This is a genomic window from Salmonella sp. FC25216 (assembly GCF_057751355.1).
In genome coordinates this window covers 287,879-312,079 of sequence record NZ_JBDGON010000002.1, presented here as the reverse complement: position 1 = coordinate 312,079, position 24,201 = coordinate 287,879, and the positions used below count along the sequence as shown (strand labels likewise).

General features: G+C 50.4%; 25 protein-coding genes and 1 pseudogene. 13 read left to right on the top strand and 13 right to left on the bottom strand.

The window, feature by feature from the left end:
• Positions 1-195: 195 nt before the first annotated feature.
• Positions 196-1,992, top strand: coding sequence for a nitrate/nitrite two-component system sensor histidine kinase NarX (gene narX, locus AC3G3F_RS04875; protein WP_203438230.1), 1,797 nt, complete (start codon positions 196-198; stop codon positions 1,990-1,992).
• The gene (narL, locus tag AC3G3F_RS04870) at positions 1,985-2,635 is read left to right on the top strand and encodes a two-component system response regulator NarL (RefSeq protein ID WP_001064598.1); all 651 of its coding nucleotides are present in this window, start codon (positions 1,985-1,987) and stop codon (positions 2,633-2,635) included. Before narX ends, narL begins: the two co-directional genes overlap by 8 nt.
• On the opposite strand, the gene AC3G3F_RS04865 is transcribed toward narL, so the two are convergent.
• Complete coding sequence (locus AC3G3F_RS04865; RefSeq protein WP_488394563.1) at positions 2,636-4,060, bottom strand: YchO/YchP family invasin; 1,425 nt, start codon at positions 4,058-4,060, stop codon at positions 2,636-2,638.
• Between the two features lie 176 nt (positions 4,061-4,236).
• Here AC3G3F_RS04865 and AC3G3F_RS04860 point away from each other — a divergent pair, with 176 nt between their 5' ends.
• The gene (locus tag AC3G3F_RS04860; protein ID WP_001179794.1) at positions 4,237-4,590 is read left to right on the top strand and encodes a DsrE/DsrF/TusD sulfur relay family protein; all 354 of its coding nucleotides are present in this window, start codon (positions 4,237-4,239) and stop codon (positions 4,588-4,590) included.
• A gap of 85 nt (positions 4,591-4,675) precedes the next feature.
• Here the strand turns inward: AC3G3F_RS04860 and AC3G3F_RS04855 are convergent.
• Positions 4,676-4,753: pseudogene (locus AC3G3F_RS04855) on the bottom strand (gamma-glutamylcyclotransferase); the annotation flags it as partial.
• Between the two features lie 196 nt (positions 4,754-4,949).
• A complete protein-coding gene (gene chaB / locus AC3G3F_RS04850) occupies positions 4,950-5,180 on the bottom strand; it encodes a putative cation transport regulator ChaB (RefSeq protein WP_023176685.1) in 231 nt (76 codons plus the stop codon).
• Between the two features lie 267 nt (positions 5,181-5,447).
• Here chaB and chaA point away from each other — a divergent pair, with 267 nt between their 5' ends.
• Entirely contained in the window at positions 5,448-6,548 is a 1,101-nt protein-coding gene (chaA, locus tag AC3G3F_RS04845) for a sodium-potassium/proton antiporter ChaA (protein WP_053528995.1), read from the top strand.
• Between the two features lie 53 nt (positions 6,549-6,601).
• Here chaA and kdsA read toward each other — a convergent pair whose 3' ends face one another.
• The 6 genes from kdsA to hemA are packed head-to-tail and all read right to left on the bottom strand — an operon-like array spanning position 6,602 to position 11,905.
• On the bottom strand, positions 6,602-7,456 hold the full coding sequence (kdsA, locus tag AC3G3F_RS04840; RefSeq protein ID WP_000811044.1) for a 3-deoxy-8-phosphooctulonate synthase: 855 nt from the start codon (positions 7,454-7,456) through the stop codon (positions 6,602-6,604).
• 37 nt (positions 7,457-7,493) lie between these two features.
• Positions 7,494-8,303, bottom strand: coding sequence for an invasion regulator SirB1 (sirB1, locus tag AC3G3F_RS04835; RefSeq protein WP_023247651.1), 810 nt, complete (start codon positions 8,301-8,303; stop codon positions 7,494-7,496).
• Between the two features lie 3 nt (positions 8,304-8,306).
• Positions 8,307-8,696, bottom strand: a complete 390-nt coding sequence (sirB2, locus tag AC3G3F_RS04830; protein WP_079795899.1) for an invasion regulator SirB2 — start codon at positions 8,694-8,696, stop codon at positions 8,307-8,309.
• The gene (gene prmC, locus AC3G3F_RS04825) at positions 8,693-9,526 is read right to left on the bottom strand and encodes a peptide chain release factor N(5)-glutamine methyltransferase (protein WP_023247653.1); all 834 of its coding nucleotides are present in this window, start codon (positions 9,524-9,526) and stop codon (positions 8,693-8,695) included. The genes sirB2 and prmC overlap by 4 nt, the downstream gene beginning before the upstream one ends.
• Positions 9,526-10,608, bottom strand: coding sequence for a peptide chain release factor 1 (gene prfA / locus AC3G3F_RS04820; RefSeq protein ID WP_000804703.1), 1,083 nt, complete (start codon positions 10,606-10,608; stop codon positions 9,526-9,528). Before prfA ends, prmC begins: the two co-directional genes overlap by 1 nt.
• 40 nt (positions 10,609-10,648) lie before the next feature.
• On the bottom strand, positions 10,649-11,905 hold the full coding sequence (gene hemA, locus AC3G3F_RS04815) for a glutamyl-tRNA reductase (RefSeq protein ID WP_000173208.1): 1,257 nt from the start codon (positions 11,903-11,905) through the stop codon (positions 10,649-10,651).
• A 313-nt stretch (positions 11,906-12,218) separates the two neighbouring features.
• Here hemA and lolB point away from each other — a divergent pair, with 313 nt between their 5' ends.
• On the top strand, positions 12,219-12,842 hold the full coding sequence (gene lolB / locus AC3G3F_RS04810) for a lipoprotein insertase outer membrane protein LolB (protein ID WP_000174484.1): 624 nt from the start codon (positions 12,219-12,221) through the stop codon (positions 12,840-12,842).
• Positions 12,839-13,690: a 4-(cytidine 5'-diphospho)-2-C-methyl-D-erythritol kinase gene (ispE, locus tag AC3G3F_RS04805; protein ID WP_000988253.1), complete on the top strand. Its 852-nt coding sequence runs from the start codon at positions 12,839-12,841 to the stop codon at positions 13,688-13,690. The genes lolB and ispE overlap by 4 nt, the downstream gene beginning before the upstream one ends.
• Here ispE and AC3G3F_RS04800 read toward each other — a convergent pair.
• Positions 13,687-13,857 carry a hypothetical protein gene (locus AC3G3F_RS04800; RefSeq protein ID WP_154707545.1) on the bottom strand — a complete coding sequence of 57 codons (171 nt, stop codon included), beginning with the start codon at positions 13,855-13,857 and terminating at the stop codon, positions 13,687-13,689. The genes ispE and AC3G3F_RS04800 overlap by 4 nt on opposite strands.
• A gap of 98 nt (positions 13,858-13,955) precedes the next feature.
• Here AC3G3F_RS04800 and prs point away from each other — a divergent pair, with 98 nt between their 5' ends.
• On the top strand, positions 13,956-14,903 hold the full coding sequence (gene prs / locus AC3G3F_RS04795; protein WP_001518537.1) for a ribose-phosphate diphosphokinase: 948 nt from the start codon (positions 13,956-13,958) through the stop codon (positions 14,901-14,903).
• 124 nt (positions 14,904-15,027) lie between these two features.
• Complete coding sequence (gene dauA / locus AC3G3F_RS04790) at positions 15,028-16,713, top strand: C4-dicarboxylic acid transporter DauA (protein WP_023247656.1); 1,686 nt, start codon at positions 15,028-15,030, stop codon at positions 16,711-16,713.
• A 44-nt stretch (positions 16,714-16,757) separates the two neighbouring features.
• Here the strand turns inward: dauA and ychH are convergent, their stop codons facing one another.
• On the bottom strand, positions 16,758-17,036 hold the full coding sequence (ychH, locus tag AC3G3F_RS04785; RefSeq protein ID WP_023247657.1) for a stress-induced protein YchH: 279 nt from the start codon (positions 17,034-17,036) through the stop codon (positions 16,758-16,760).
• 276 nt (positions 17,037-17,312) lie between these two features.
• On the opposite strand from ychH, the gene pth reads away from it, so the two are divergent.
• From pth to AC3G3F_RS04760, 5 genes are all read left to right on the top strand, one after another.
• Entirely contained in the window at positions 17,313-17,897 is a 585-nt protein-coding gene (pth, locus tag AC3G3F_RS04780) for an aminoacyl-tRNA hydrolase (RefSeq protein WP_079813867.1), read from the top strand.
• A gap of 116 nt (positions 17,898-18,013) precedes the next feature.
• Positions 18,014-19,105 (top strand): redox-regulated ATPase YchF, encoded by a 1,092-nt coding sequence (gene ychF / locus AC3G3F_RS04775; protein WP_000505853.1) that lies wholly within the window; start codon positions 18,014-18,016, stop codon positions 19,103-19,105.
• 214 nt (positions 19,106-19,319) lie between these two features.
• The gene (locus AC3G3F_RS04770) at positions 19,320-20,513 is read left to right on the top strand and encodes a tyrosine-type recombinase/integrase (RefSeq protein WP_488394559.1); all 1,194 of its coding nucleotides are present in this window, start codon (positions 19,320-19,322) and stop codon (positions 20,511-20,513) included.
• Positions 20,514-20,651: 138 nt separating this feature from the next.
• Positions 20,652-21,545 carry a hypothetical protein gene (locus AC3G3F_RS04765; RefSeq protein ID WP_049269376.1) on the top strand — a complete coding sequence of 298 codons (894 nt, stop codon included), beginning with the start codon at positions 20,652-20,654 and terminating at the stop codon, positions 21,543-21,545.
• Between the two features lie 314 nt (positions 21,546-21,859).
• Complete coding sequence (locus AC3G3F_RS04760) at positions 21,860-22,483, top strand: restriction endonuclease PLD domain-containing protein (RefSeq protein ID WP_488394556.1); 624 nt, start codon at positions 21,860-21,862, stop codon at positions 22,481-22,483.
• Between the two features lie 538 nt (positions 22,484-23,021).
• Here the strand turns inward: AC3G3F_RS04760 and AC3G3F_RS04755 are convergent.
• Both AC3G3F_RS04755 and AC3G3F_RS04750 read right to left on the bottom strand, forming a co-directional pair.
• Positions 23,022-23,405, bottom strand: coding sequence for a hypothetical protein (locus AC3G3F_RS04755; RefSeq protein WP_099660065.1), 384 nt, complete (start codon positions 23,403-23,405; stop codon positions 23,022-23,024).
• A gap of 201 nt (positions 23,406-23,606) precedes the next feature.
• On the bottom strand, positions 23,607-23,942 hold the full coding sequence (locus tag AC3G3F_RS04750; protein WP_049269370.1) for a DUF8087 domain-containing protein: 336 nt from the start codon (positions 23,940-23,942) through the stop codon (positions 23,607-23,609).
• Positions 23,943-24,201: the final 259 nt, after the last annotated feature.

Genomic DNA, 24,201 nt, shown 5'->3' with positions numbered 1-24,201 from the left:
GCTGTGGTTTTTCACCATGCTGTGTCTGTCTACTCCTTCCCGTCGCAGATACCTCTCTACAGCGGCAATTAAGGAGTAACTCGTTATAGGTATGGGTATACTCCGCTGTATCGTTGAGAATAGCGGCACAGCCGATTGACGCCCCCTTTTTTGCTACGTTTTTTCGGCGACATTACCCCGAAGAAAGAAGGTAACATGTTTAAACGGTGTTTCTCTCCTCTTACGCTGGTTAACCAACTGGCGCTGATTGTCATGCTCTCTACCGCTATCGGCGTGGCGGGGATGGCGGTTTCCGGCTGGCTGGTTCAGGGCGTGCAGGGTAGCGCTCATGCGATTAATAAAGCGGGCTCATTGCGTATGCAAAGCTATCGACTACTGGCCGCTGTCCCGCTGGATGCTAAAGATCAAAAGTTGTTGGATGAGATGGAGCAAACGGCATTCAGCCCGGAACTGACCCGCGCCGCTGAGCGAGACGGGCAGCAGAAGCAGCTTAAAGCGTTGCAGGATTACTGGCATAACGAACTCTCGCCAGGGCTACAGCACGCGCAAAACGCGCACGCGGTCGCAGAAGATGTCACGCGCTTTGTGGCGGGCCTGGATCGCCTGGTGACGTCGTTCGACCATACGACTGAATTGCGTATCGAACGCGTGGTATTAGTTCACCGGGTAATGGCGATCTTTATGGCGCTATTGCTGGTATTTACGATTATCTGGCTACGTGTTCGCCTTTTGCAGCCCTGGAAACAGTTGTTATCAATGGCGCGCGCCGTCAGTCAGCGCGACTTTACCCAACGTGCCAATATCAGTGGACGCAATGAGATGGCCGCGTTGGGTTCTGCGCTCAATAATATGTCTGAAGAACTGGCCGAAAGTTATGCGGTACTGGAACAGCGCGTACAGGAAAAAACAGCCGGTCTGGAACATAAAAACCAGATTCTCTCGTTTTTGTGGCAAGCCAACCGCCGACTGCATTCACAGGCTCCGCTATGTGAACGTCTTTCACCGGTACTGAATGGCCTGCAAAATTTAACCCAGTTGCATGATATTGAGCTGCGGGTCTATGACCTGGAAGATGAAGATAATCACCAGGAATTTACCTGTCAGTCGGACATCAGTTGCGATGATAAAGGCTGCCACCTTTGCCCACGTAGCGCCCTGCCGATGATTAACGGCGGCACCACCTTAAAATGGCGGCTCACCGACTCTCACACCCAATACGGTATTTTGCTGGCGACGCTGCCCTATGGACGCCATCTCAGCCACGATCAGCAACAGTTGGTGGACACGCTGGTTGAACAGCTTACCGCGACTCTGGCGCTCGACAGGCATCAGGAGCGCCAGCAGCAGTTGATTGTCATGGAAGAGCGTGCCACCATTGCCCGCGAACTGCATGATTCTATTGCCCAGTCGCTCTCTTGTATGAAGATGCAGGTGAGCTGCCTGCAAATGCAGGGCGACGCGTTACCGGAAAGCAGCCGTGAGTTACTCAGCCAAATTCGCAATGAGCTGAATTGTTCCTGGGCGCAACTGCGCGAACTGTTAACCACTTTCCGGTTACAGTTGACGGAACCCGGGCTACGTCCGGCGCTGGAGGCAAGCTGTCAGGAGTTCAGCGCCCGGTTTGGCTTTACGGTAAAACTGGATTATCAGCTTCCCCCCCGCCTGGTGCCATCACACCAGGCGATACACCTGCTGCAAATTGCCAGGGAAGCCCTCAGCAACGCCCTTAAACACTCTCATGCCGACGATGTGGTGGTGACAGTGACGCAATGTGGCAAACAGGTCAAACTAAAAGTGCAGGATAATGGCTGCGGCGTCCCGGAAAACGCCGAACGCAGTAATCACTACGGCATGATCATCATGCGCGATCGGGCGCAAAGTTTGCGCGGCGATTGCCAGGTACGCCGACGTGAGACTGGCGGAACAGAGGTCACTGTTACTTTTATTCCAGAAACAAACTTCACAGAAACCCAGGGAGATACCCATGAATAATCAGGAACCGGCAACCATCCTGTTAATCGACGACCATCCGATGTTACGGACGGGTGTAAAGCAGCTTGTGAGTATGGCGCCCGATATCAGCGTGGTCGGAGAAGCCAGCAACGGTGAGCAGGGTATTGACCTGGCGGAATCGCTCGATCCCGATCTGATCCTCCTTGATTTGAATATGCCGGGAATGAATGGTCTCGAAACGCTGGATAAATTACGCGAAAAAGCGCTGTCAGGGCGTATTGTCGTTTTCAGCGTATCCAACCATGAAGAAGATGTCGTCACGGCGCTAAAGCGCGGCGCGGATGGTTATCTGTTGAAAGATATGGAGCCTGAGGACTTGCTCAAAGCGTTACAACAGGCCGCCGCCGGAGAAATGGTATTAAGTGAAGCGTTAACGCCGGTACTGGCGGCCAGCCTGCGGGCCAACCGCGCCACCACCGATCGCGATGTGACGCAACTCACCCCGCGTGAGCGCGATATTCTGAAGCTCATCGCGCAGGGATTGCCGAATAAGATGATTGCCCGGCGTCTGGATATCACCGAAAGTACGGTCAAGGTGCATGTGAAACATATGCTCAAAAAAATGAAGCTGAAGTCGCGCGTGGAAGCCGCCGTCTGGGTGCATCAGGAACGCATCTTTTAATTATTGCTCCCGGAACTGTTGCCAATGCGGATTATCGTCCGGCATCGTGATAAACGGTTCAGTCAGCGCGAGCGTGATCTCATTGGAAGAGACACGCTGACCTTTTTCATCTTCAACAACCACCGATAAACGCCAGCGATTTGCCGCGCCTTCGCGGTGATCCCAGGCCGGCATAATGATTGTCCAGCCCTCGGTACTGCCGGTGTCCGCTCCCGCCGTCAAACTTAATGCCTGTGTATCGCCCTGCCAGTTCAAATGGCGAATGCCGTACACGCTGCGCACCTGTAATTTTAACGCCACCGTCTCGCCAGACGTAAGATCCCAGGGCGGCGTCGCCAGAAAAACCGTTAACGTTTTACGCTGTCGATACTCCATTGTCGGCAGCGAGTTACGTTGCGGCGTATCATAGCGGCTACCGCGTAATGACTGGCTTTGCGCCACTTCACTGGCGGCAAGCTGCTTTTTGAGCGACACGCCGAAGCGGTAGTTAAGCGTCAGTCCCAGGTTATTCTGGCTGACCCCGCTCTCGCCCTGTTTGTGCTGGGCGGTCACGGTAAGCAAAGGTACTGGCGTATAGTTGAGACCCAGTTTTAACGCGACAGGATTGTGATACCCCGTACCGGAGTCAAACAGATCCACGCTATCGCCAAAGTACTGCTCCAGGCTAACGCTGGTATTGATATGCTGGTAAAACGGCAGCCGCATTTGCGCGTTGATATCATACCCGCGCGCCATTCGTTGTTCTAAGGTCGCTGTATGCGTCTGCCAGTCGGCAAAAGGCTGATAATAGTTGGCGGATAAACGCAAATATTCTCCCCACGCCTCCGCGCCAAAGCCGGCGCGCTGCAGGTTTTCATCCAGCAGATTATCGTAAAAGGTGTTATAGCCAAGAAACCAGCCATCCTGCGCCCAGCGCTGCCCCACGCCAATGTTGCTTACCAGTCCGTCAGTCTGTTGCGTAAGACCAAGCTGGCTCCAGGTCAAATAACGCTGTTTATCCTGTAAAGGGATAAACCAGCTTCCGCGACTGCCATTAAAATGACCTTCGTTATCGACGTTAACATCAACGCTGGCGCTGCCCCAGGCCGACAGCCAGCTTTCAAGCTGCTGGTTAACCTGCTCGCTGACCACATCACGCACCTGTCCGAAAGCAAATTGCCGCGCCTGTTCACCGGTATCCAGAGCGTTATTTTTCATGCTGGCTTCGCCAAACGCTTTGGCCATCTCGGCAAAATGCTTTTCCCCTTCGTGGGATTCCGGCGTCATGCCTAAATCCGGCAGACGGTTTTGATCGAAAGGGTCTTGCACCTGCGCACAGATCGTACCGCTGACAGCCAGCAAGAGAAGGGAGAGTGAGAATGAACGAAAAACAATACGGCTCAACGTGTCGGCAACTTCTACAACAAAAAATGAGAGGAATGGCATCAGAGTAAACCATAACGTGTCGAGACAGGTTTTGCAGCCTTTTCTCGTGCTTCCAGGAATATCCTTATTTCTTCCGCAGGGCGTCCCGGGATTTTATCCACGCATTTGGCGGCACTCGGTTCCCGAGGTAACATAACGCCATTGCCGACAAAATTTCTCCAGGAGGAGGGTTACCCATGCAAAATATCGTCATTATCGCTAACGGCGCCGCCTACGGCAGCGAATCATTATTTAATAGCCTGCGTCTGGCCATTGCGCTGCGCGAGCAGGAAAGCCATCTCGATTTACGTCTGTTTTTGATGTCAGATGCCGTAACCGCAGGGTTACGCGGTCAAAAACCAGCCGAAGGCTATAATATTCAGCAAATGCTGGAAATTCTGACCGCACAAAACGTGCCGGTAAAATTATGCAAAACCTGTGCGGATGGGCGTGGTATCACCCCCCTGCCGCTGATTGACGGTGTGGAAATCGGAACGCTGGTCGAGCTGGCGCAATGGACGCTGGCTGCGGACAAAGTGCTGACATTTTAAATCCGTACGCGGGAAAACCTCCCGCGTCAGGATAAACTCGCTATCCCCTGCTCTTCCTTCACGCCAGGCAACGCTTTAACGTTCGCGACCAGTGCAACGATTCTTCAATCGCGCCAAATGCCGTTTTACAATCGGCATTGACTAAAAAATCACGCGTTAACACCTTACATCTCCGCCACTGCCCGCTTTCCTGCACGACATTTTCTGACGCCTTTCGGGCGCTTTTGCTGCTTATTTTGCAACCACCTGCTGGACCATAGGCAATTCACCGCCAGGTTGCAAGCCGTCTGGTGTTAAGCACCGCGCGGGTAGCGGAATTTCAGTAAGAAAATCAGGCTAACACGTGAGTAATGCAGCATTTATTTTTTCTTATGCCATTTATCATCCTCGCCTTTTTCATAATCGTTTTTAACCGCCGCCCAGGCGACTTTGTGTGCGGTTTCTTCCCGGCTGGCGTCATCACGACGATCGGCTTTATCTTTATATTGCTCCCAGGCGCTATTAAACGCTTCTTTGTAAATTTCCTGGGCATGGGCTGGGAGAACATTCCGCACATTATCGGGTAAATCACTTTTGGCTTTATACGGCATCAGCGCCTCCGTCTTCAGGGAAAACATTAAGTGTGGTAAACAATGCGTTATCACGCCAGTCGAGGGATATTTTTGCTTTTTACGGAAATTAACTTTTTGTTATTTAAATACGGTTAAAACAAGATGCTTTTTTTTAGGGTTTTGAAAGAAAAAGATAGTCTATGCCGTAAAATTACGTAAAAAACCACTGAAAAAATACAAAGTTCTGCTATTTTTATCTTCTTTACTATTTCCAAAAATATTAACACCTGCACAAGGGAGACCCTAATGACACATGCCTGTGAGGCGGTGAAAACCCGCCATAAGGAGACTTCGCTTATTTTCCCGGTTCTTGCGCTGGTAGTGCTGTTCCTTTGGGGAAGCAGCCAGTCACTACCAGTGGTTATTGGCATCAATATCCTTGCACTTATTGGTATTTTAAGCAGTGCATTTAGCGTGGTCCGCCATGCGGATGTATTAGCGCACCGACTCGGCGAACCCTTCGGATCGCTTATTTTAAGCCTGTCCGTCGTTATTCTTGAGGTAAGTTTAATTTCAGCGCTAATGGCCACCGGCGATGCTGCGCCAACGCTTATGCGCGATACGCTCTACTCTATTATTATGATTGTCACCGGCGGACTGGTCGGTTTCTCGTTGTTGTTGGGCGGGCGTAAATTCGCAACGCAATATATGAATTTATTCGGGATTAAGCAGTATCTTATCGCGCTGTTTCCGCTGGCGATTATTGTGCTGGTTTTTCCAATGGCATTGCCGCAAGCCAATTTCTCTACCGGTCAGGCATTATTGGTCGCGTTAATTTCCGCCGCGATGTACGGCGTATTTTTGTTGATTCAAACCAAAACGCACCAGAGCTTATTTATCTATGAACATGAAGATGAAGGCGATGATGGCAATCCACACCACGGTAAACCCTCAGCGCACAGTAGCAGCTGGCATACTGTCTGGTTACTCATTCATTTAATTGCGGTCATTGCCGTTACCAAAATGAATGCCAGCCCGCTGGAGGCGCTGCTGACCAGCATGAACGCCCCGGTCGCCTTTACCGGCTTCCTGGTCGCGCTGTTAATTCTCTCGCCGGAAGGACTGGGCGCGTTGAAGGCGGTACTGAATAATCAGGTTCAGCGGGCAATGAATCTGTTCTTCGGATCGGTGTTGGCGACGATTTCATTAACCGTGCCGGTCGTCACGCTTATCGCCTGGGCGACAGGTAATGATCTGGTGTTTGGATTAGGCGCGCCGGAAATGGTAGTGATGGTGGCCTCGTTAGTGCTGTGCCATATATCGTTCTCTACCGGACGCACCAACGTGCTAAACGGCGCAGCGCATCTGGCTTTGTTTGCCGCCTATCTGATGACGATTTTTGCCTGAGATAAAAAAGCCGGATAGCGTCTTATCCGGCCTACACAAGCAAAAAACCGCAATCAGTTCTCGGTATCCAGCTCGTCGAAGCTTTTCACCAAATCATCAATCGCTTTTATCTGGGTCAGGAACTGCTCCAGTTTCGCCAGCGGCAGCGCGGAAGGACCGTCGCACTTCGCGTTAGCCGGGTCCGGATGCGATTCCAGGAACAGCCCCGCCAGACCGACAGCCATACCGGCACGCGCCAGCTCGGTCACCTGACCACGACGACCACCCGAGGCGGCGCCAAACGGATCGCGGCATTGCAGCGCATGGGTAACATCAAAAATTACCGGACTGTTGCCGGAGACTTTCTTCATCACGCCAAAACCCAGCATATCCACAACCAGGTTGTCATAACCAAAGTTCGCGCCGCGGTCGCACAGAATCACCTTATCGTTACCGCCCTCATGGAACTTATCCACGATATTGCCCATCTGACCTGGGCTTACGAACTGCGGCTTTTTCACGTTAATCACAGCGCCGGTTTTCGCCATCGCTTCCACCAGGTCGGTCTGGCGCGCCAGAAACGCCGGGAGCTGAATCACGTCAACCACATCAGCCACAGGCTGCGCCTGGCTGGCCTCATGGACGTCAGTGATCACTTTTACGCCAAATGTCTGCTTGAGTTCCTGGAAAATCTTCATCCCTTCTTCCAGACCCGGCCCACGGTAAGAGTGAATAGAGGAACGGTTGGCTTTATCAAAAGAGGCCTTGAACACGTAAGGGATACCCAGCTTCTGGGTAACGGTCACGTAGTGCTCACAAATGCGCATTGCCAGATCGCGTGACTCCAGCACGTTCATACCGCCAAACAGCACAAACGGCAGGTCATTTGCCACCTTAATGTCGCCAATGTTAACCACTTTTTGTTTCATAGGATCGCCTTACACTTATAGGTAAAATGTCGGTTAATTAATGCAGAACAATTTGCTTGTGCGCAATGGTGTTGATCTGCGCACGAATCATTTCGCTGATCGGGTCTTCCGGACACTGCTCAACGAAGTAGCTTAAATCAGTCAGCGCAACGTGTTCACACTCAAGCTGCGCGTAAATCAACCCGCGGTCACGGATTTCGTAAGGATCTTCCGGGTTAAATTGCAACAACGCTTCGCTAACGCGCAGCGCCAGCTCCATTTGCCGTTCCTCCATCAGAGAGGATTTCAGTGTATCAAGTAGCTTACGGATCACTTCAGCGTTATCGGCCTCGTCCAAATCTTCGTTAAACAACTCGGCGACCGGACTAATATTGCCTTTTAACCAGACTTCCAGAGTATGTTCATCAAGCGTTTCACCGTTGAACGGGTTAATCAGCCACATTTCCCCTTCCAGCGATTCAATACGCAAAATCAACTGCGTCGGGAAGATAACGGGCACCAACGGCAAATCAAGACGGTTTGCTATCCATAATAAAATAGCGCCCAACGATACCGCGCTACCCTGGCGGTTTTTCAGGACTTTATCGAGCCATAAAGCATCAGAAAGACGGTAGACGCCGCGGGCGTCCGTGAACCCCCACTCGCCGTAAAAAAGTGCCAGCAATTTTTCCAGTTGCTCATCCTGAGACAGGAGCTGGCTAATTTCTTCCTGCGCCAGACTGACCAGACGTTCCAGTTCGTCGTAGACAAACTGCGTGGGAAAATCCAGGCGAATCCTCTCTGATGCCAGGATCATGCCATCACACAGCGGCGCATTGTTAAATTCGAAATCAGCTAACGACCTCATGACTTACCCCAGTAACGGTATTTTTGTGGTGGCGAGTTTAATGATGATGTACAGCACCACCAGCGCCAGCGGGAAGGCGATGAAACGCGCCTGCTGGCTGCGCGCCTGACGATAATCAAGCGCAATAAAACCCAAAACGATGTAGATGATAACGCCAAACAGTTTTTCAGTCAGCCATGAGCCCGACTCCGTGAATGGCAGGATGTGCGTTTTAACGATTAACCCGATGCCGCTAAGCAGTAACAGGGTATCTATGACGGGAGGCGCGTTTCGCGTCCAGCGCGCGGCGGCCAACGCGTGACCGCAATAGCGCCACCAGTAACGGGCGACAAACAAACTGACGGAGAGCGCAACGCAGATAAGGTGAAACGTGAGCAACATCGCAATTGTCATAGCGTAAAACGTCCGCAGGTCACGCGTTCATTACCACCATAATCACGACACGTTTCCACATCCGTGTAACCAGACCGCCTGAAAACCGCTCTTACCGCTTCGCCTTGCTGCCAACCGTGTTCCAGCAACAGGCAGCCGCCGGGCGTTAACATCTGGCGGGCGTGGTCGATAATATGCGTAAGATCCGCCATACCGTTTTCATCCGCCACCAACGCCGAGAGCGGTTCAAAGCGTACATCGCCTTCGCTAAGATGCGGGTCCTGCGCGTCAATGTAGGGTGGATTACTGACAATCATATCGAACTGCTGCCCCGATAGCGCGCTGAACCAACAACTTTGCAGTATACGCACATTCCGGATAGCCAAATGTTTCGCGTTACGTACCGCCAGCGCGACCGCATCAGGCATACGATCGACCGCAGTCACCTCGCAATCCGGTCGCTCGCTGGCCAGCGCCAGCGCAATCGCGCCAGTTCCAGTGCCTAAATCCAGAATACGACAGTTTTTTACCGGCAATCGCGCCAGCGCCTGTTCAACCAGACATTCGGTATCCGGGCGCGGGATTAGCGTGGCAGGAGAAACGAAGAACGGCAGCGACCAGAATTCGCGTAAGCCCGTCAGGTACGCAATCGGTTCGCCCTGTTTACGCCGCTGCAGCAGATCCGCGAGCTGTTGTTGCTGGACATCGGTAAGCGGCGTTTCGCCAAAGGCCATGATATACGTCCGCCCCTTGCCCGTAACGTACTCAAGCAGGATCTCGGCGTCACGCCGCGGGCTGTCGCTATCCCGGAGCTGGTTTACCGCCTCACGCAGCCAGTGCTGAAAATCCATTATTCCTGCTCGGACAACGCGGCTAACAGATCTGCCTGGTGTTCCTGAACAATCGGCTCAATCAGCATATCCAGCTTACCTTCCATCGTTTCATCAAGGCGATATAACGTCAGATTAATACGATGATCGGTCACGCGTCCCTGCGGGAAGTTATAGGTCCGGTTACGATCGCTGCGATCGCCGCTGCCGAGCAGGTTGCGGCGCGTTGACGCTTCGGCCTGCTGGCGTTTTGCCGTTTCGGCGGCGTGAATACGCGCCCCGAGCACCGAGAGCGCTTTCGCTTTGTTTTTATGCTGCGAACGCTCGTCCTGGCATTCCACGACAATCCCGGTCGGCAAGTGGGTAATACGGATAGCGGAGTCGGTGGTGTTGACGTGCTGACCGCCCGCGCCGGAAGAACGAAACGTATCAATGCGCAGATCCGCCGGGTTTATATCCGGCAGCTCGGCTTCCGGTAGCTCCGGCATCACGGCGACGGTACAGGCGGAGGTATGGATACGCCCCTGCGACTCGGTCGCCGGAACACGCTGTACGCGGTGTCCGCCAGACTCAAATTTCAGTCGGCCATACACACCGTCGCCGCTGATTTTGGCGATGATCTCTTTATAACCGCCATGCTCGCCTTCGCTCATGCTCATGATCTCCACACGCCAGCGGCGCGCTTCGGCATAACGGCTGTACATGCGGAACAGATCGCCGGCAAACAGCGCGGCTTCATCGCCGCCGGTGCCGGCGCGAACCTCAAGGAACGCGTTTCGTTCATCGTCCGGATCTTTCGGCAGCAGCAGTACCTGTAACTGTTGCTCCAGTTGTTCGCTTTTTTCTTTCGCTTCGCGCAGTTCTTCCTGCGCCATTTCTCGCATTTCAGGATCGTCGAGCATCATCTGAGCCGTCTCGATATCGTCCTGAACCTGTTGCCAGTCCGTAAAACAGCGAGAAACGTCGCTTAATTGCGCATATTCACGCGACAATGCGCGAAAGCGGTCCTGGTCGGCGATAATTCCCGCATCGCCCAGCAACGCCTGAACTTCCTCATGGCGTTCGTGCAGGGCTTCCAGTTTGGCAACGATAGAAGGCTTCATAGGCGTAAATTCACCCTGTAAAAAAGTGTGGTGTGTACTGCTACTCCAGCCCGAGGCTGTCGCGCAGAATATTCAGGCGTTCGTCATCCCCGTCACGGGCAGCCTGTTGAAGTGATTTCGTTGGCGCATGAATCAGGCGGTTGGTCAGTTTCCATGCCAGATCCTGCAAGATGGCTTGCGCATCGCCGCCCTGTTGAAGGGCTGACAGCGCTTTGGTAGTCAGTTCGTCACGAATCTGCTCCGACTGACTACGGTATTCCCGAATGGTCTCGCTGGCCCCCTGGGCACGTAGCCAGGCCATAAACTCGCTGGCTTCCTGCTCAACAATCGTTTCCGCTTCTACCGCCGCAGCCTGACGCTGCGCCAGATTATGCGAAATGATGCTCTGTAAATCATCGACGCTATAAAGATAAGCGTTCGCCAGTTTGCCGACTTCCGGCTCAACGTCGCGCGGTACGGCGATATCCACCAGCAGCATCGGCTGGTTACGACGGCTTTTTAGTGCGCGCTCCACCATGCCTTTGCCGATAATCGGCAGCGGACTGGCGGTCGAGCTGATGATAATATCGGCATCCTGCAAACGGGCGTCGATATCGCTGAGCGAGATAACCTCGGCGCCTACCTCATCCGCCAGGGCTTGCGCGCGCTCGCGGGTTCGGTTGGCGATAATCATCTTTTGTACTTTATGCTCGCGCAGGTGACGCGCCACCAGTTCAATAGTTTCGCCCGCGCCAACTAACAGTACAGTGACCGTCGAGAGCGATTCAAAGATTTGGCGGGCGAGCGTACAGGCGGCAAACGCGACGGAGACGGCGCTGGCGCCGATATCAGTTTCAGTCCGCACTCGCTTGGCGACGGAAAAAGACTTCTGAAACATTCGCTCCAGCGCGCTGGCGTTAAGGTGGCCTTTTTGCGAATCCGCAAACGCTTTTTTCACCTGACCGAGGATTTGCGGTTCGCCCAGCACCAGTGAATCCAGACCGCTGGCGACGCGCATCAGGTGGCTGACGGCGTCATTGTCCTGATGCCAGTACAGACTGTTGCGCAGATCGTCCTCGTTCAGGTTATGGTAATCGCATAACCAGCGGATCAACGCTTCTTGCAGGTTATCCTGCTCTTCCACGCTCAAATACAGTTCTGTACGGTTACAGGTTGACAGCACGACCCCGCCCTGCACCATTGGCTGCGCAAGCAGGCTGTCCAGCGCCTGATCAAGCGTGTCCGGCGAAAACGTTACGCGTTCTCGCAGCGATACAGGTGCCGTTTTATGGTTAATACCGAGCGCTAAAAGGGTCATGTCTGCGGGAGTAGTACCAGCGTTGATATGGTTAGTCTGCTTGCATCATACAGGATGCGCGTGGTCAATAAAAGAGAGAGCCCCCTTTTGGAGTAATTGGCAGCGCTCGCTAATTTGATGATTTAAGACAACTTGAAAGTAGACGATGTCACCAGGCGGCGCTAGCATTAAAGGCTATAACTGTAACCGATAGCAAAAATTTGCCGAATCGCGGCGCGAACGTTTTTACAGCCTGCAGGTTCAGTTTTCAGGCCTGATAAGCGTAACGCCATCAGGCAATTATTGCACCGTATCACAAGGATTCGTCATCACTATGACCCTGCCCGATTTTCGCCTGATTCGTCTACTGCCGTTAGCAAGCCTGGTTCTCACCGCCTGTACGCTTCCTGGGCATAAAGGCCCGGGCAAGAGCCCGGATTCCCCTCAGTGGCGCCAGCATCAGCAAGAGGTGCGTCATCTGAATCAATACCAGACGCGCGGCGCCTTTGCTTACATCTCAGATGATCAGAAAGTCTATGCGCGCTTCTTCTGGCAACAGACCGGACAGGATCGCTACCGCCTGCTGCTTACCAACCCGCTGGGCAGCACCGAGCTGGAGCTTAACGCCCAGCCGGGCAACGTCCAGTTGGTGGATAACAAAGGCCAGCGTTATACCGCCGATGACGCCGAAGAGATGATCGGCAAACTTACCGGGATGCCGATTCCGTTAAACAGCCTGCGGCAGTGGATCCTCGGTCTGCCTGGCGATGCCACCGACTACAAACTGGACGACCAGTACCGCCTGAGCGAAGTGAACTACCGCCAGGATGGTAAAAACTGGAAAGTGGTTTACGGTGGCTATGACAGCAAAACGCAGCCTGCCATGCCAGCCAATATGGAGCTTTCAGACGGCAGTCAGCGCATTAAGCTGAAAATGGATAACTGGATTGTGAAATGATGACCCATTGGCCTTCTCCGGCAAAATTAAATCTGTTTTTATATATCACCGGACAGCGTGCAGACGGCTACCACACGCTGCAGACGCTGTTTCAGTTTCTGGATTATGGCGACACACTCCACATCGAACCGCGTCACGATGGCGAAATCCATTTATTAACGCCGGTAACCGGCGTTGAAAATGAAGACAACCTGATCGTCCGCGCCGCGCGGCTGTTGATGAAAGTCGCCTCGGAGAGTGGACGCCTGCCCGCCGGAAGCGGCGCGGATATCAGCATTGAGAAGCGCCTTCCCATGGGCGGCGGTCTGGGCGGCGGTTCGTCTAACGCCGCGACCGTTCTGGTGGCGCTCAATCATCTTTGGCAATGCGGGCTTTCCATTGATGAACTGGCGACGCTCGGCCTGACGCTCGGCGCCGACGTCCCGGTCTTTGTTCGTGGCCACGCCGCGTTTGCCGAAGGCGTAGGCGAAATATTAACGCCGGTGAATCCGCCGGAAAAATGGTATCTGGTCGCGCACCCTGGCGTAAGCATTCCCACACCGGTTATCTTTAAAGATCCCCAATTGCCGCGTAATACGCCAAAAAGGTCAATAGATACGTTACTAAAATGTGAATTCAGCAATGATTGCGAGGTTATCGCAAGAAAACGTTTTCGCGAGGTTGATGCGGCGCTTTCCTGGCTGTTAGAATACGCGCCGTCGCGCCTGACTGGGACAGGAGCCTGTGTCTTTGCTGAATTCGATACAGAGTCTTGTGCTCGCCAGGTGCTTGAGCAAGCCCCGGAATGGCTCAATGCTTTTGTGGCGAAGGGTGTCAACCTCTCCCCATTGCATCGAGAGTTACTTTAAAGCATTCGGGTTTCAGGAAGATGGCGAAATGACGAGTCGCCAGTCATATACGCCGTATTTGACTGGTGTGAGGCATCGATGCCAGCGCACATGAAACGTGAATGAAGATGAGTAAGCCGGGCAAGCTGAGCTTCGGTGACAACGTCACCTTGTTCCAGACGTTGCATCGCGCTCTTTAATACACCGCCTGGATAGGATTTTGCCTGGCCCGCACAGTTTTCGGCAAATCTTTTCCACCAATGGACGCATGCCTGAGGTTCTTCTCGTGCCTGATATGAAGCTTTTTGCTGGTAACGCCACCCCGGAACTAGCACAACGTATTGCCAACCGCCTGTACACTTCTCTCGGCGACGCCGCCGTAGGTCGCTTTAGCGACGGCGAAGTCAGCGTACAAATCAACGAAAATGTACGCGGTGGTGATATTTTCATCATCCAGTCCACTTGTGCCCCAACCAACGACAACCTGATGGAATTGGTCGTTATGGTTGATGCCCTGCGTCGTGCTTCCGCAGGTCGTATCACCGCCGTTATCCCCTACTTTGGCTATGCACGTCAGGACCGTCGCGTACGTTCCGCCCGTGTGCCGATTACCGCAAAAGTTGTCGCTGACTTCCTGTCCAGCGTCGGCGTTGACCGCGTTCTCACCGTAGACCTGCATGCTGAACAGATCCAGGGCTTCTTTGACGTTCCGGTTGATAACGTGTTCGGTAGCCCAATCCTGCTCGAAGATATGCTGCAACTGAATCTGGATAACCCGATCGTGGTTTCCCCGGATATCGGCGGCGTGGTTCGTGCCCGCGCTATCGCTAAGCTGCTGAACGATACCGATATGGCTATCATTGATAAACGTCGTCCGCGTGCGAACGTTTCTCAGGTGATGCACATCATCGGCGACGTCGCTGGCCGTGACTGCGTGCTGGTTGACGATATGATCGATACCGGCGGTACTCTGTGCAAAGCAGCAGAAGCATTGAAAGAACGTGGCGCTAAACGCGTGTTTGCTTACGCGACGCACCCGATCTTCTCAGGCAATGCGGCAAACAACCTGCGCAACTCCGTCATTGACGAAGTCGTTGTCTGCGACACCATTCCGCTGACCGACGAAATCAAAGCACTGCCGAACGTGCGTACCTTGACCCTGTCAGGTATGCTGGCCGAAGCGATTCGCCGTATCAGCAACGAAGAATCGATTTCCGCCATGTTCGAGCATTGATCGAACCCGGATCTAAAACCCGCTGCGGCGGGTTTTTTTGTCTGTAATACCCTTTTGTATGACTTATGCCTCCTTCACCTGCCATTTAGTTGACAGATGATGCGCTCATGGATGAAACATTATTGTGAACAAATTATTTTCCTCACATGTGATGCCTTTCCGCGCTCTCATCGATGCTTGCTGGAAAGAAAAATATACCGCCTCCCGGTTCACCCGCGATGTGATAGCCGGGATCACCGTCGGGATTATTGCTATCCCGCTGGCGATGGCGCTGGCAATTGGCAGTGGCGTTGCGCCGCAATATGGCCTCTATACCTCCGCTGTCGCCGGGATCGTGATCGCGCTAACCGGCGGCTCGCGCTTTAGCGTTTCCGGCCCTACCGCCGCGTTTGTGGTGATTTTGTATCCGGTGTCGCAACAGTTTGGTCTGGCGGGTCTACTGGTCGCCACGCTGATGTCGGGCTTCTTCCTGATCCTTTTCGGCCTGGCGAGACTGGGGCGATTGATTGAATATATCCCGGTGTCGGTCACGTTGGGTTTTACCTCAGGGATTGGTATTACCATCGGTACCATGCAGATTAAAGATTTTCTTGGTCTGCAGATGGCACATGTGCCTGAGCACTATTTGCAGAAAGTCGGCGCGCTGTTTATGGCGTTGCCCACCGTCAATATTGGCGATGCCGCCATTGGCGTGGTGACGCTGGGAACGTTGATTTTCTGGCCGCGTCTCGGCATTCGTCTGCCGGGACATCTTCCCGCGCTGCTGGCCGGTTGCGCCGTGATGGGGATCGTTAATCTGCTGGGCGGCAATGTGGCGACTATCGGTTCACAGTTCCACTACGTTCTGGCTGACGGCACCCGGGGCAACGGCATCCCGCAGCTCCTGCCGCAACTGGTGCTGCCGTGGAATCTTCCTGGCTCCGATTTCACGCTAAGCTGGGATTCACTGCGCGCGCTGTTGCCGGCGGCCTTCTCGATGGCAATGCTGGGGGCAATCGAATCATTGCTCTGCGCCGTCGTGCTGGACGGCATGACCGGCACCAAACATAAAGCGAACAGCGAACTTATCGGCCAGGGGCTGGGGAATATGGTCGCGCCGTTCTTTGGCGGCATCACCGCCACCGCCGCGATTGCCCGCTCTGCCGCCAACGTCCGCGCTGGCGCAACCTCTCCCGTCTCGGCGGTGATTCACGCCATCCTGGTCATTCTGGCGCTACTGGTCTTGGCTCCGCTACTCTCCTGGCTGCCGCTTTCCGCGATGGCGGCGCTACTGCTGATGGTGGCATGGAATATGAGTGAAGCCCATAAAGTGGTGGATCTGTTACGCCATGCGCCGAAAGATGACATCATCGTTATGCTGCTGTGCATGTCATTAACGGTACTGTTTGATATGGTCATCGCCATCAGCGTGGGGATTGTTCTTGCCTCCCTGCTATTTATGCGCCGTATTGCGCGTATGACACGACTTGCGCCGGTCAATGTCGATGTGCCTGATGATGTGCTGGTGCTGCGCGTTATCGGTCCGCTCTTTTTCGCCGCGGCGGAAGGGCTGTTTACCGAGCTTGAGTCGCGTATTAACGGTAAACGTATCGTGGTTTTGAAATGGGATGCAGTGCCAGTGCTGGATGCAGGCGGGCTGGATGCTTTTCAGCGTTTTGTGAAACGTCTGCCGGAGGGTTGCGAATTGCGTATCAGTAACCTGGAGTTCCAACCACTGCGCACAATGGCGCGCGCCGGTATCAAACCCATTCCAGGCCGTCTGACCTTCTTCCCGAACAGGACAGCGGCGTTAGCAGACTTGAGCAGTTAATGGGCAATGCCCGGTGGCGATAACGCTTACCGGGCCTGAACCGGTTAGCTATGACGACGATTGTCGTTACGGCGGCAACGTTTGTCATAGTGACGTACCCACCAGTATTTGTCGCTCACCTGCTCATGCCCCCCTACGCGAGCCCCCGCCAGCCAAAGAACCGCACCGACAAAAATGCTGAGTACAGCGCCATGTGCAAAAAATTGCGGCAAATTAAACTGCGGCAATTGGTTTAAAATAGAGTAACCAACGCCGACAACCATCACTGCCAGCCCCAACCCCATCAGCACGTTACCGAATAACGAAGCGTTTTTGCGTTTCATATGTCACCTCCGGAACTTTTGGGTTGTTTTAAGGAAATCCCCCTAAACTTTATGTGTAAAGTATAGACAACACTGCCGTTTGTAAGTGCGGGTGCGATCACAAATGTAAAGTTTCATTTAACAAAACTTTACAAATAACACACTGAACAGTTTACTTTTTTAATAATTTTCACTGGCAATTATTTAATTTACTTCAGAGTGTCGCTGTATTTTGTCAAGCGGGCAGACAGACAGTAAACTACGCGCCAGTTATGGATCTACTCAGGACAAAAAAACGTGGCAATTAAATTGATTGTTGGTCTGGCGAATCCCGGTGCGGAATATGCCGCGACGCGACACAATGCAGGCGCATGGTACGTCGATTTACTGGCGGAGCGTCTGCGTGCGCCGTTGCGTGAAGAGCCTAAATTCTTTGGCTATACCTCACGCATCATGCTGGAAGGGGAAGATGTTCGCCTGCTGGTACCCACCACGTTCATGAACCTCAGTGGTAAAGCAGTTGGCGCAATGGCCAGTTTTTACCGTATTCAGCCGGACGAAATGCTGGTCGCTCACGATGAGCTGGATCTCCCACCGGGCGTCGCGAAATTTAAACTTGGCGGCGGCCACGGCGGCCATAATGGTCTGAAAGACATCATCAGCAAGCTGGGCAATAATCCCAACTTTCATCGATTACGCGTTGGAATCGGTCATCCAGGCGATAAAAATAAAGTTGTTGGTTTCGTACTGGGTAAACCCCCTGTTTCTGAACAAAAATTAATTGATGAGGCCATTGACGAAGCGGCACGCTGTACGGAAATGTGGTTCAAAGAAGGTCTGGCCAAAGCAACAAGCCGTTTGCATACCTTTAAGGCGCAATAACCAGTGATGTGCGGCATTTTTGCCGCACGCCGTGTATAATAGGCGAAGTTATTTCCATTTCTGCAATCTGTTTTCTATAACAGGTTGATTATTAAGATATTAAGGTGAGTTAAATCATGGGATTCAAATGCGGTATCGTCGGTCTGCCCAACGTTGGGAAATCCACCCTGTTCAACGCGCTGACAAAAGCCGGTATTGAAGCGGCAAACTTTCCGTTCTGCACCATCGAACCGAATACCGGCGTCGTGCCGATGCCCGATCCGCGTCTGGACCAGTTGGCTGAGATTGTTAAACCGCAGCGTATTCTACCAACCACGATGGAGTTCGTGGATATCGCCGGTCTGGTAAAAGGCGCGTCCAAAGGCGAAGGATTGGGCAATCAGTTCCTGACCAACATCCGTGAAACCGAAGCTATCGGTCACGTTGTTCGCTGCTTTGAGAACGACAATATCATCCACGTGGCGGGTAAAGTAAACCCGGCAGAAGATATTGATGTTATCAATACCGAACTGGCGCTGGCTGACCTCGATACCTGCGAGCGCGCTATCCATCGCGTGCAAAAGAAAGCAAAAGGCGGCGATAAAGACGCCAAAGCGGAACTGGCTGCGCTGGAGAAATGCCTGCCGCACCTGGCCGAAGCGGGGATGCTGCGCTCGCTGGACCTGACGGATGAAGATAAAGCGGCTATCCGCTATTTAAGCTTCCTGACGTTGAAGCCCACAATGTATATCGCTAACGTCAATGAAGACGGTTTTGAAAACAACCCGTATCTGGACCAGGTTCGTGAAATCGCCGCGAAAGAAGGCTCGGTAGTGGTTCCGGTGTGTGCCGCCGTCGAGGCCGATATTGCTGAGCTGGATGATGAAGAGCGCGATGAGTTCATGGCAGAACTGGGACTGGAAGAGCCAGGACTGAACCGTGTTATTCGTGCAGGTTACCGTCTGCTCAACCTTCAGACCTACTTCACCGCCGGCGTGAAAGAAGTCCGCGCATGGACTATTCCGGTTGGCGCAACCGCGCCGCAGGCGGCCGGTAAAATCCATACCGACTTTGAAAAAGGTTTTATCCGCGCCCAAACTATCGCCTTTGACGACTTCATTACCTACAAAGGTGAACAAGGCGCGAAAGAAGCCGGTAAGATGCGAGCGGAAGGGAAAGATTACATCGTTAAAGATGGCGATGTGATGAACTTCCTGTTCAACGTCTAATTCGTTTCTGTTGTCTCATTCGATCTCACTGAATCGCATAAAAAATATAAAACCTCATAAAATCCACGCAGTTGCGTGGATTTTTCTTTTCATAACGTCTCAGTTCATCTCATAATAGCGCAGCCAAAAATGAGTATAGGAATGAGTACAATCAGTTTCCATCTTCATTATTGGTGAGTACAATAGCGGTATAAGAAATAAACAAGGACTCGCTATGCTCACTGATACGCAATGCCGCACTGCTAAGCCTAAAGAAAAACTCTATCGACTCAATGACTTCAATGGGCTCTACCTCGAAGTGAAACCCAACGGCAAAAAGGCATGGCGCTATCGGTTTAAACTCAACGGCAAATCCAGCATGTTCGCGCTGGGTGAGTACCCGACGGTCAAACTTGCCGAAGCTCGCGAGAAATGCGAGCAAGCGCGTAAGCAAGTCGCAGATGGAGTTAGCCCGACACAGGCTCGTCAATTAGATAAGATCCGCAAGGTCAATGACGCATCCAACACCTTTGAGCTGATCGCCAAAGAGTGGTTGCAGATGAAAGACTGGGCCGAAATCACCAAAACGCGGCGACTGGATATGCTTGAACGAGTGGTTTTCCCCGCAATCGGTAAGCTACCTGTCAGGGAGATCACTCCACACCATATACTTAAAATTCTTCAGGAAACCGCTAAACGAGGAGCACCAACAGTTGCCGCTGAAGCCCGTCGCACCATTTCATCAGTTTTTGAGTTGGCAGTCGCGACGCTTAGAGCTGATAGCGATCCCGTATGGCCTGTGCGCAAGGCCCTTCCGGCTAATAAGACACAGCACAAACAGGCACTAAATCCTCAGCAAATCGGAAAGTTACTAAGCTGTTTTGACAATAGTCGTGGCTCGTATCAGGTTAATTATTGCATGTGGCTTATGTGGTGGACATTGGCGCGTCCTGCAGAAGCCACCGAAGCAGAATGGACAGAATTCGATCTTAATAACGCCCTATGGACCATTCCGGCAGCGCGAATGAAAGCCCGCAGAGAACACGTTATTCCCCTACCCTTCCAAGCTGTCAAAATGCTCAGAACACTACAGGGGTTAACCGGGCATCGGCAGCACCTTTTCCCGGGCAGAGATAATCCGCTAGGGCCAATGACATCGCACTCGCTGCGCCAGCTACTTAAAAGCCTCGGATGGAGTGGCATTTATAGTCCCCATGCTACCCGAACAACAGGAAGTACACGTTTAAACGAAATGGGCTATCGACCTGATGCTATTGAGGCCCAACTTGCACACGCTGATACCAACAATGTTCGTCGCACATACAACCATGCAACTTATCTTGATGAGCGTAAAGTGATGATGCAGGAATGGACGGATAAGCTTGATGAATGGGTAGGGAGCGCACACAGCAATATTAATGTTTCGTAAGCATAATGCATTGGTATGTTAACACTAATTAGTCCGCTGAGTGCCAGGAGCGGACGTAGCAAAAATTCCTTACGTTAATCAATCCAAGGATTAACATATCATAAGGCTAAAATACGAATTCTTCTCAAGGAGTCTGTTATGAAAAAGTTAAGGCTTTGGTGCTATCTCAACATTGAAAACCCTCTTGTCGCTTGGGAAGTTGCAATTGGAAGAATAGCTTCTCTAGAGGCATTACCTTCTCTTCAGGGACAAGAGAAAAGATGGTTTTTATCTCAATGGCAATACTCTCGTCTAAAGAATGCTTTTTGCAATGAACCTACAAACAAAATAGCGTTAATCAATGAGTTCAGAATAGAATCTGTGAGACACCGATTTTATACTCATAAGGTTTCAAGACTCCGAGGTAGCTTCTTCTTCAAAAGTAAAGAGGATGCAATAAATATAGTTAGATGCTATGGATGGGGAGGATTTAATCCTAATTATCTTTCAGAAGTAGAAGTGTATTATAAAAACGATGAGGATATAGCTTACTATGATTCAACGTGGTTCTCCATGAAAGCAAAAGACATTATGACTGTTGAAGATATTAAATGTTATCTTGCCAATACTACCTATTGGGGTAGTGATACAAAGCCTGCTACTGAAGTATTGGTTTATGGGTTGGGATTTGTTATCAATGAAGAACTGATTCAGAAAGCATACAATATTGTCAAAACTACTAATCCTGAGTCAATATGTTTTGTTGATTCTGCACGATTCATGCTTAAAGCATGTAAAATGACCATAGATAGTGAAATACCTAACTGGGAGCTATATGAGGCAGGATTAGCTTGTAGTTTTACCACTTATCAAGACGGTGATAAACATTGTAACATTTTTTATTTGATGCGTGATCAGCCATTTAAAAAATATGGTATTTTCCAGGATGGATATCCTAAAAAAATTAGGACTCCTAATTTCAAAGAGTTGTATTACTCATATCCCAAAGATGAACTTTTACAGATTATGAGTGAACATCTCAATGTTGTTTAGAATCTCACAATTTTATGTTATTAAATAGCTTCAAGTGATTTAGGCGTTTCAATGCCACTCATGATGATTGAATAACGTCCGCTTTTCGCTCAAAGCTGCCCTTGGTTTTCCTACGGCAACTTCGTGCCAGGAGCTGACGTATGCATCATTAACGAGTCAAATAACGTGGTTCAATAGATGAAGGTGATTTATCAATTTTCAGATAGTCACGCTTTTTGAATTGTTTAAGAATTTCCTAAAGTCTTTACCAAATATGCCGATATTAATATTTCATGTTAGACTACTTTGATGTTGAAGTATATGAGGAATCACCTGTGAAAAGAGTGGCAATCTTCCTAAGGAAAGACATTGTTAATAAATTTCGGCGCGCAATTATTGAGACATTGAAATCCGAAGAAGTTGATGAGGCACTTCTTTGCAGCGGTTTTTTTCAGCACACTCATAATTATCAGGCTGGGTTGGATTTAGATATATCTAAACACAGGAATTCAACTCCACTGAAATTGACTGTTATGGGGATATACTCCTACACTTGGAAACAGCAATATATTGATTTTTTCAATCAATTAAGCGCAATAAATGCGGGTGGGTTATTTAGTGCGACTCAAAAGAAAATGAAAGGAATGAGGTGGCACGCGAAAGTTTTTATTGCAAAAAAACATTCAAATCCATTAGTGGCAATCATCGGGAGTAGCAACATTACCAGTAGAGCCTTTGGTGAGCATGCATCGTTTAATTATGAGTGTGACGTTATTTTTTGGGAAGAAAAAAACTCTAGGGTAAATAGAATTATTGAATCAGTTATTGGTGATGATGGAGATTCATCAGGAGTTATAGTAACGAATTATGATGAGAGTCATAGAGTTAATCAACTACCTCTTGAGAAAAGACTTCTTAATTTAGAAAAAGAGATTCTAGCTAGATCTGTGGATTTCTAAAAATAGTTCCTCTTCGTAAAAAGGAACTTGTTTTTTTACATTCCTGAATAATAATAAATATTATTTAGGTTATATTTTATTATTTCTATATTTGAAGAAAGTGAGCTCTTGGATTTTTTATGGTTAAATTCGATGTGTTATTAAAATATAAAATGCGATAAAATCTAAATTGTTATCCTAAGGGAATGTGTGTGAATAATAAATTGAGGGTTGCTGGCTACTGCTAGAATAAATATTCCCAAGGATGCATGATAGTATGAAAATTAATTTCAGGTTGAACGATTTAATTTTTACATAAAAATACGCACGACATATGATACTAACTATTTATACACCACTATTTTAGTAAAGCTTTCGCCAATATATTAAACGCTGTGAACTTCCTCTTATTGCTCACAGCGGACCTTAAGCCCACTCCGCTTCGTGCCGAAAGCGGCAGTAGCTAATAGTCGATTGAGTGGAACAACTGAAAGCAAATCAAATAGCCGCTATTGACACATGATGCAAATACTCCGCAAGAGCGGGGGTTTGAACGAAACTACAATTTTTTAATCAGATTCTCAATATTGGCTGGTTCAAAGTAATGCGGATTAACTTCACCATTTATGAGGAAACCATCTTTAAGTAGGTCTTCAAGTTCACTCTCTACCTCTTTGTTGAAGATACCTGGATATATTCTCTTGTATGCCTGAAAGGTACCTTTCATCTTCCTGCAAGCATTTTCCGCGATTTCGAATGAGATCTCGTTCCCTGCATTAAAGACCGGTATGAAGATCTCAAGAATATCGTTCTTTAGCTTCTGCTTAAGTTTCTTTTTTTCAACGATATTTGAGTAACAGATACCTAAAAAGAAGGTGAAGATACCAGGAACCCAATTGTTAACAAAAACTTCAAAAATACCTTTAATAGACAAAGTGTCCACTATCTTACTCCTGAATTAAGATTGAGGTTCGTAAAATACAAACCCCGTACAAGTCGGGTATTAAACTGCAGGTCGAATACGCTATTTATTATACAGCGTTCATGTGAAAGTGCTTCACCTTTGGTGGCAAATTGCATGCGAATCAGTTTGCCGCTTGCCCTAAATAGATAACACTCGCTAAACCACTTTCCTGATAGGTGCTTACGAACGATCATTCTGTTTAGTCTTCATGAGTAAATCCCGGATTTTCGCAAGGTTTGAATTTTCGGGGGCTGAATCCATGTATGGATCGCGCTCAAACACTAATTGCTCAGACTCAACAAAAGCATGCCACTCTACTGGGTCTAGCTCAAATTCCATCGCCGACATATCACTTTCATCTTCCCCCTCGATCCAGCGGACTAAATAAAACAATTCATCATCAGGAGACTCATCATCGTCATCAACAATATCAACGTCGGTTACAGTGATGCGAAGGGTGGGATCGATTTTTGAGACATAAATCCCTAACTGCGGCATAGAGGGAATATTGTTCATGAGAATTCCTTTTATTAGTGTTTGCTATTCGAATAAAAATACGCCAAACAGTGTGCTTACTGTGAATACGGCAAGAATCGTTATAAGTATCCCGCTTAGACGCCCCATTCTCTTTCAGAGGGAGTATGTTACCTGAAAACGAACTTCCATTCCTCGCTCACTGCGGACCTTCTGCTCAGTGACTTCGGCCGCCTCGAACCAGAAGCGGTCCCCTGCCCCTCGCTTCTAGTAGAGCTGCCGCCCACTGTGCTTGATCGAT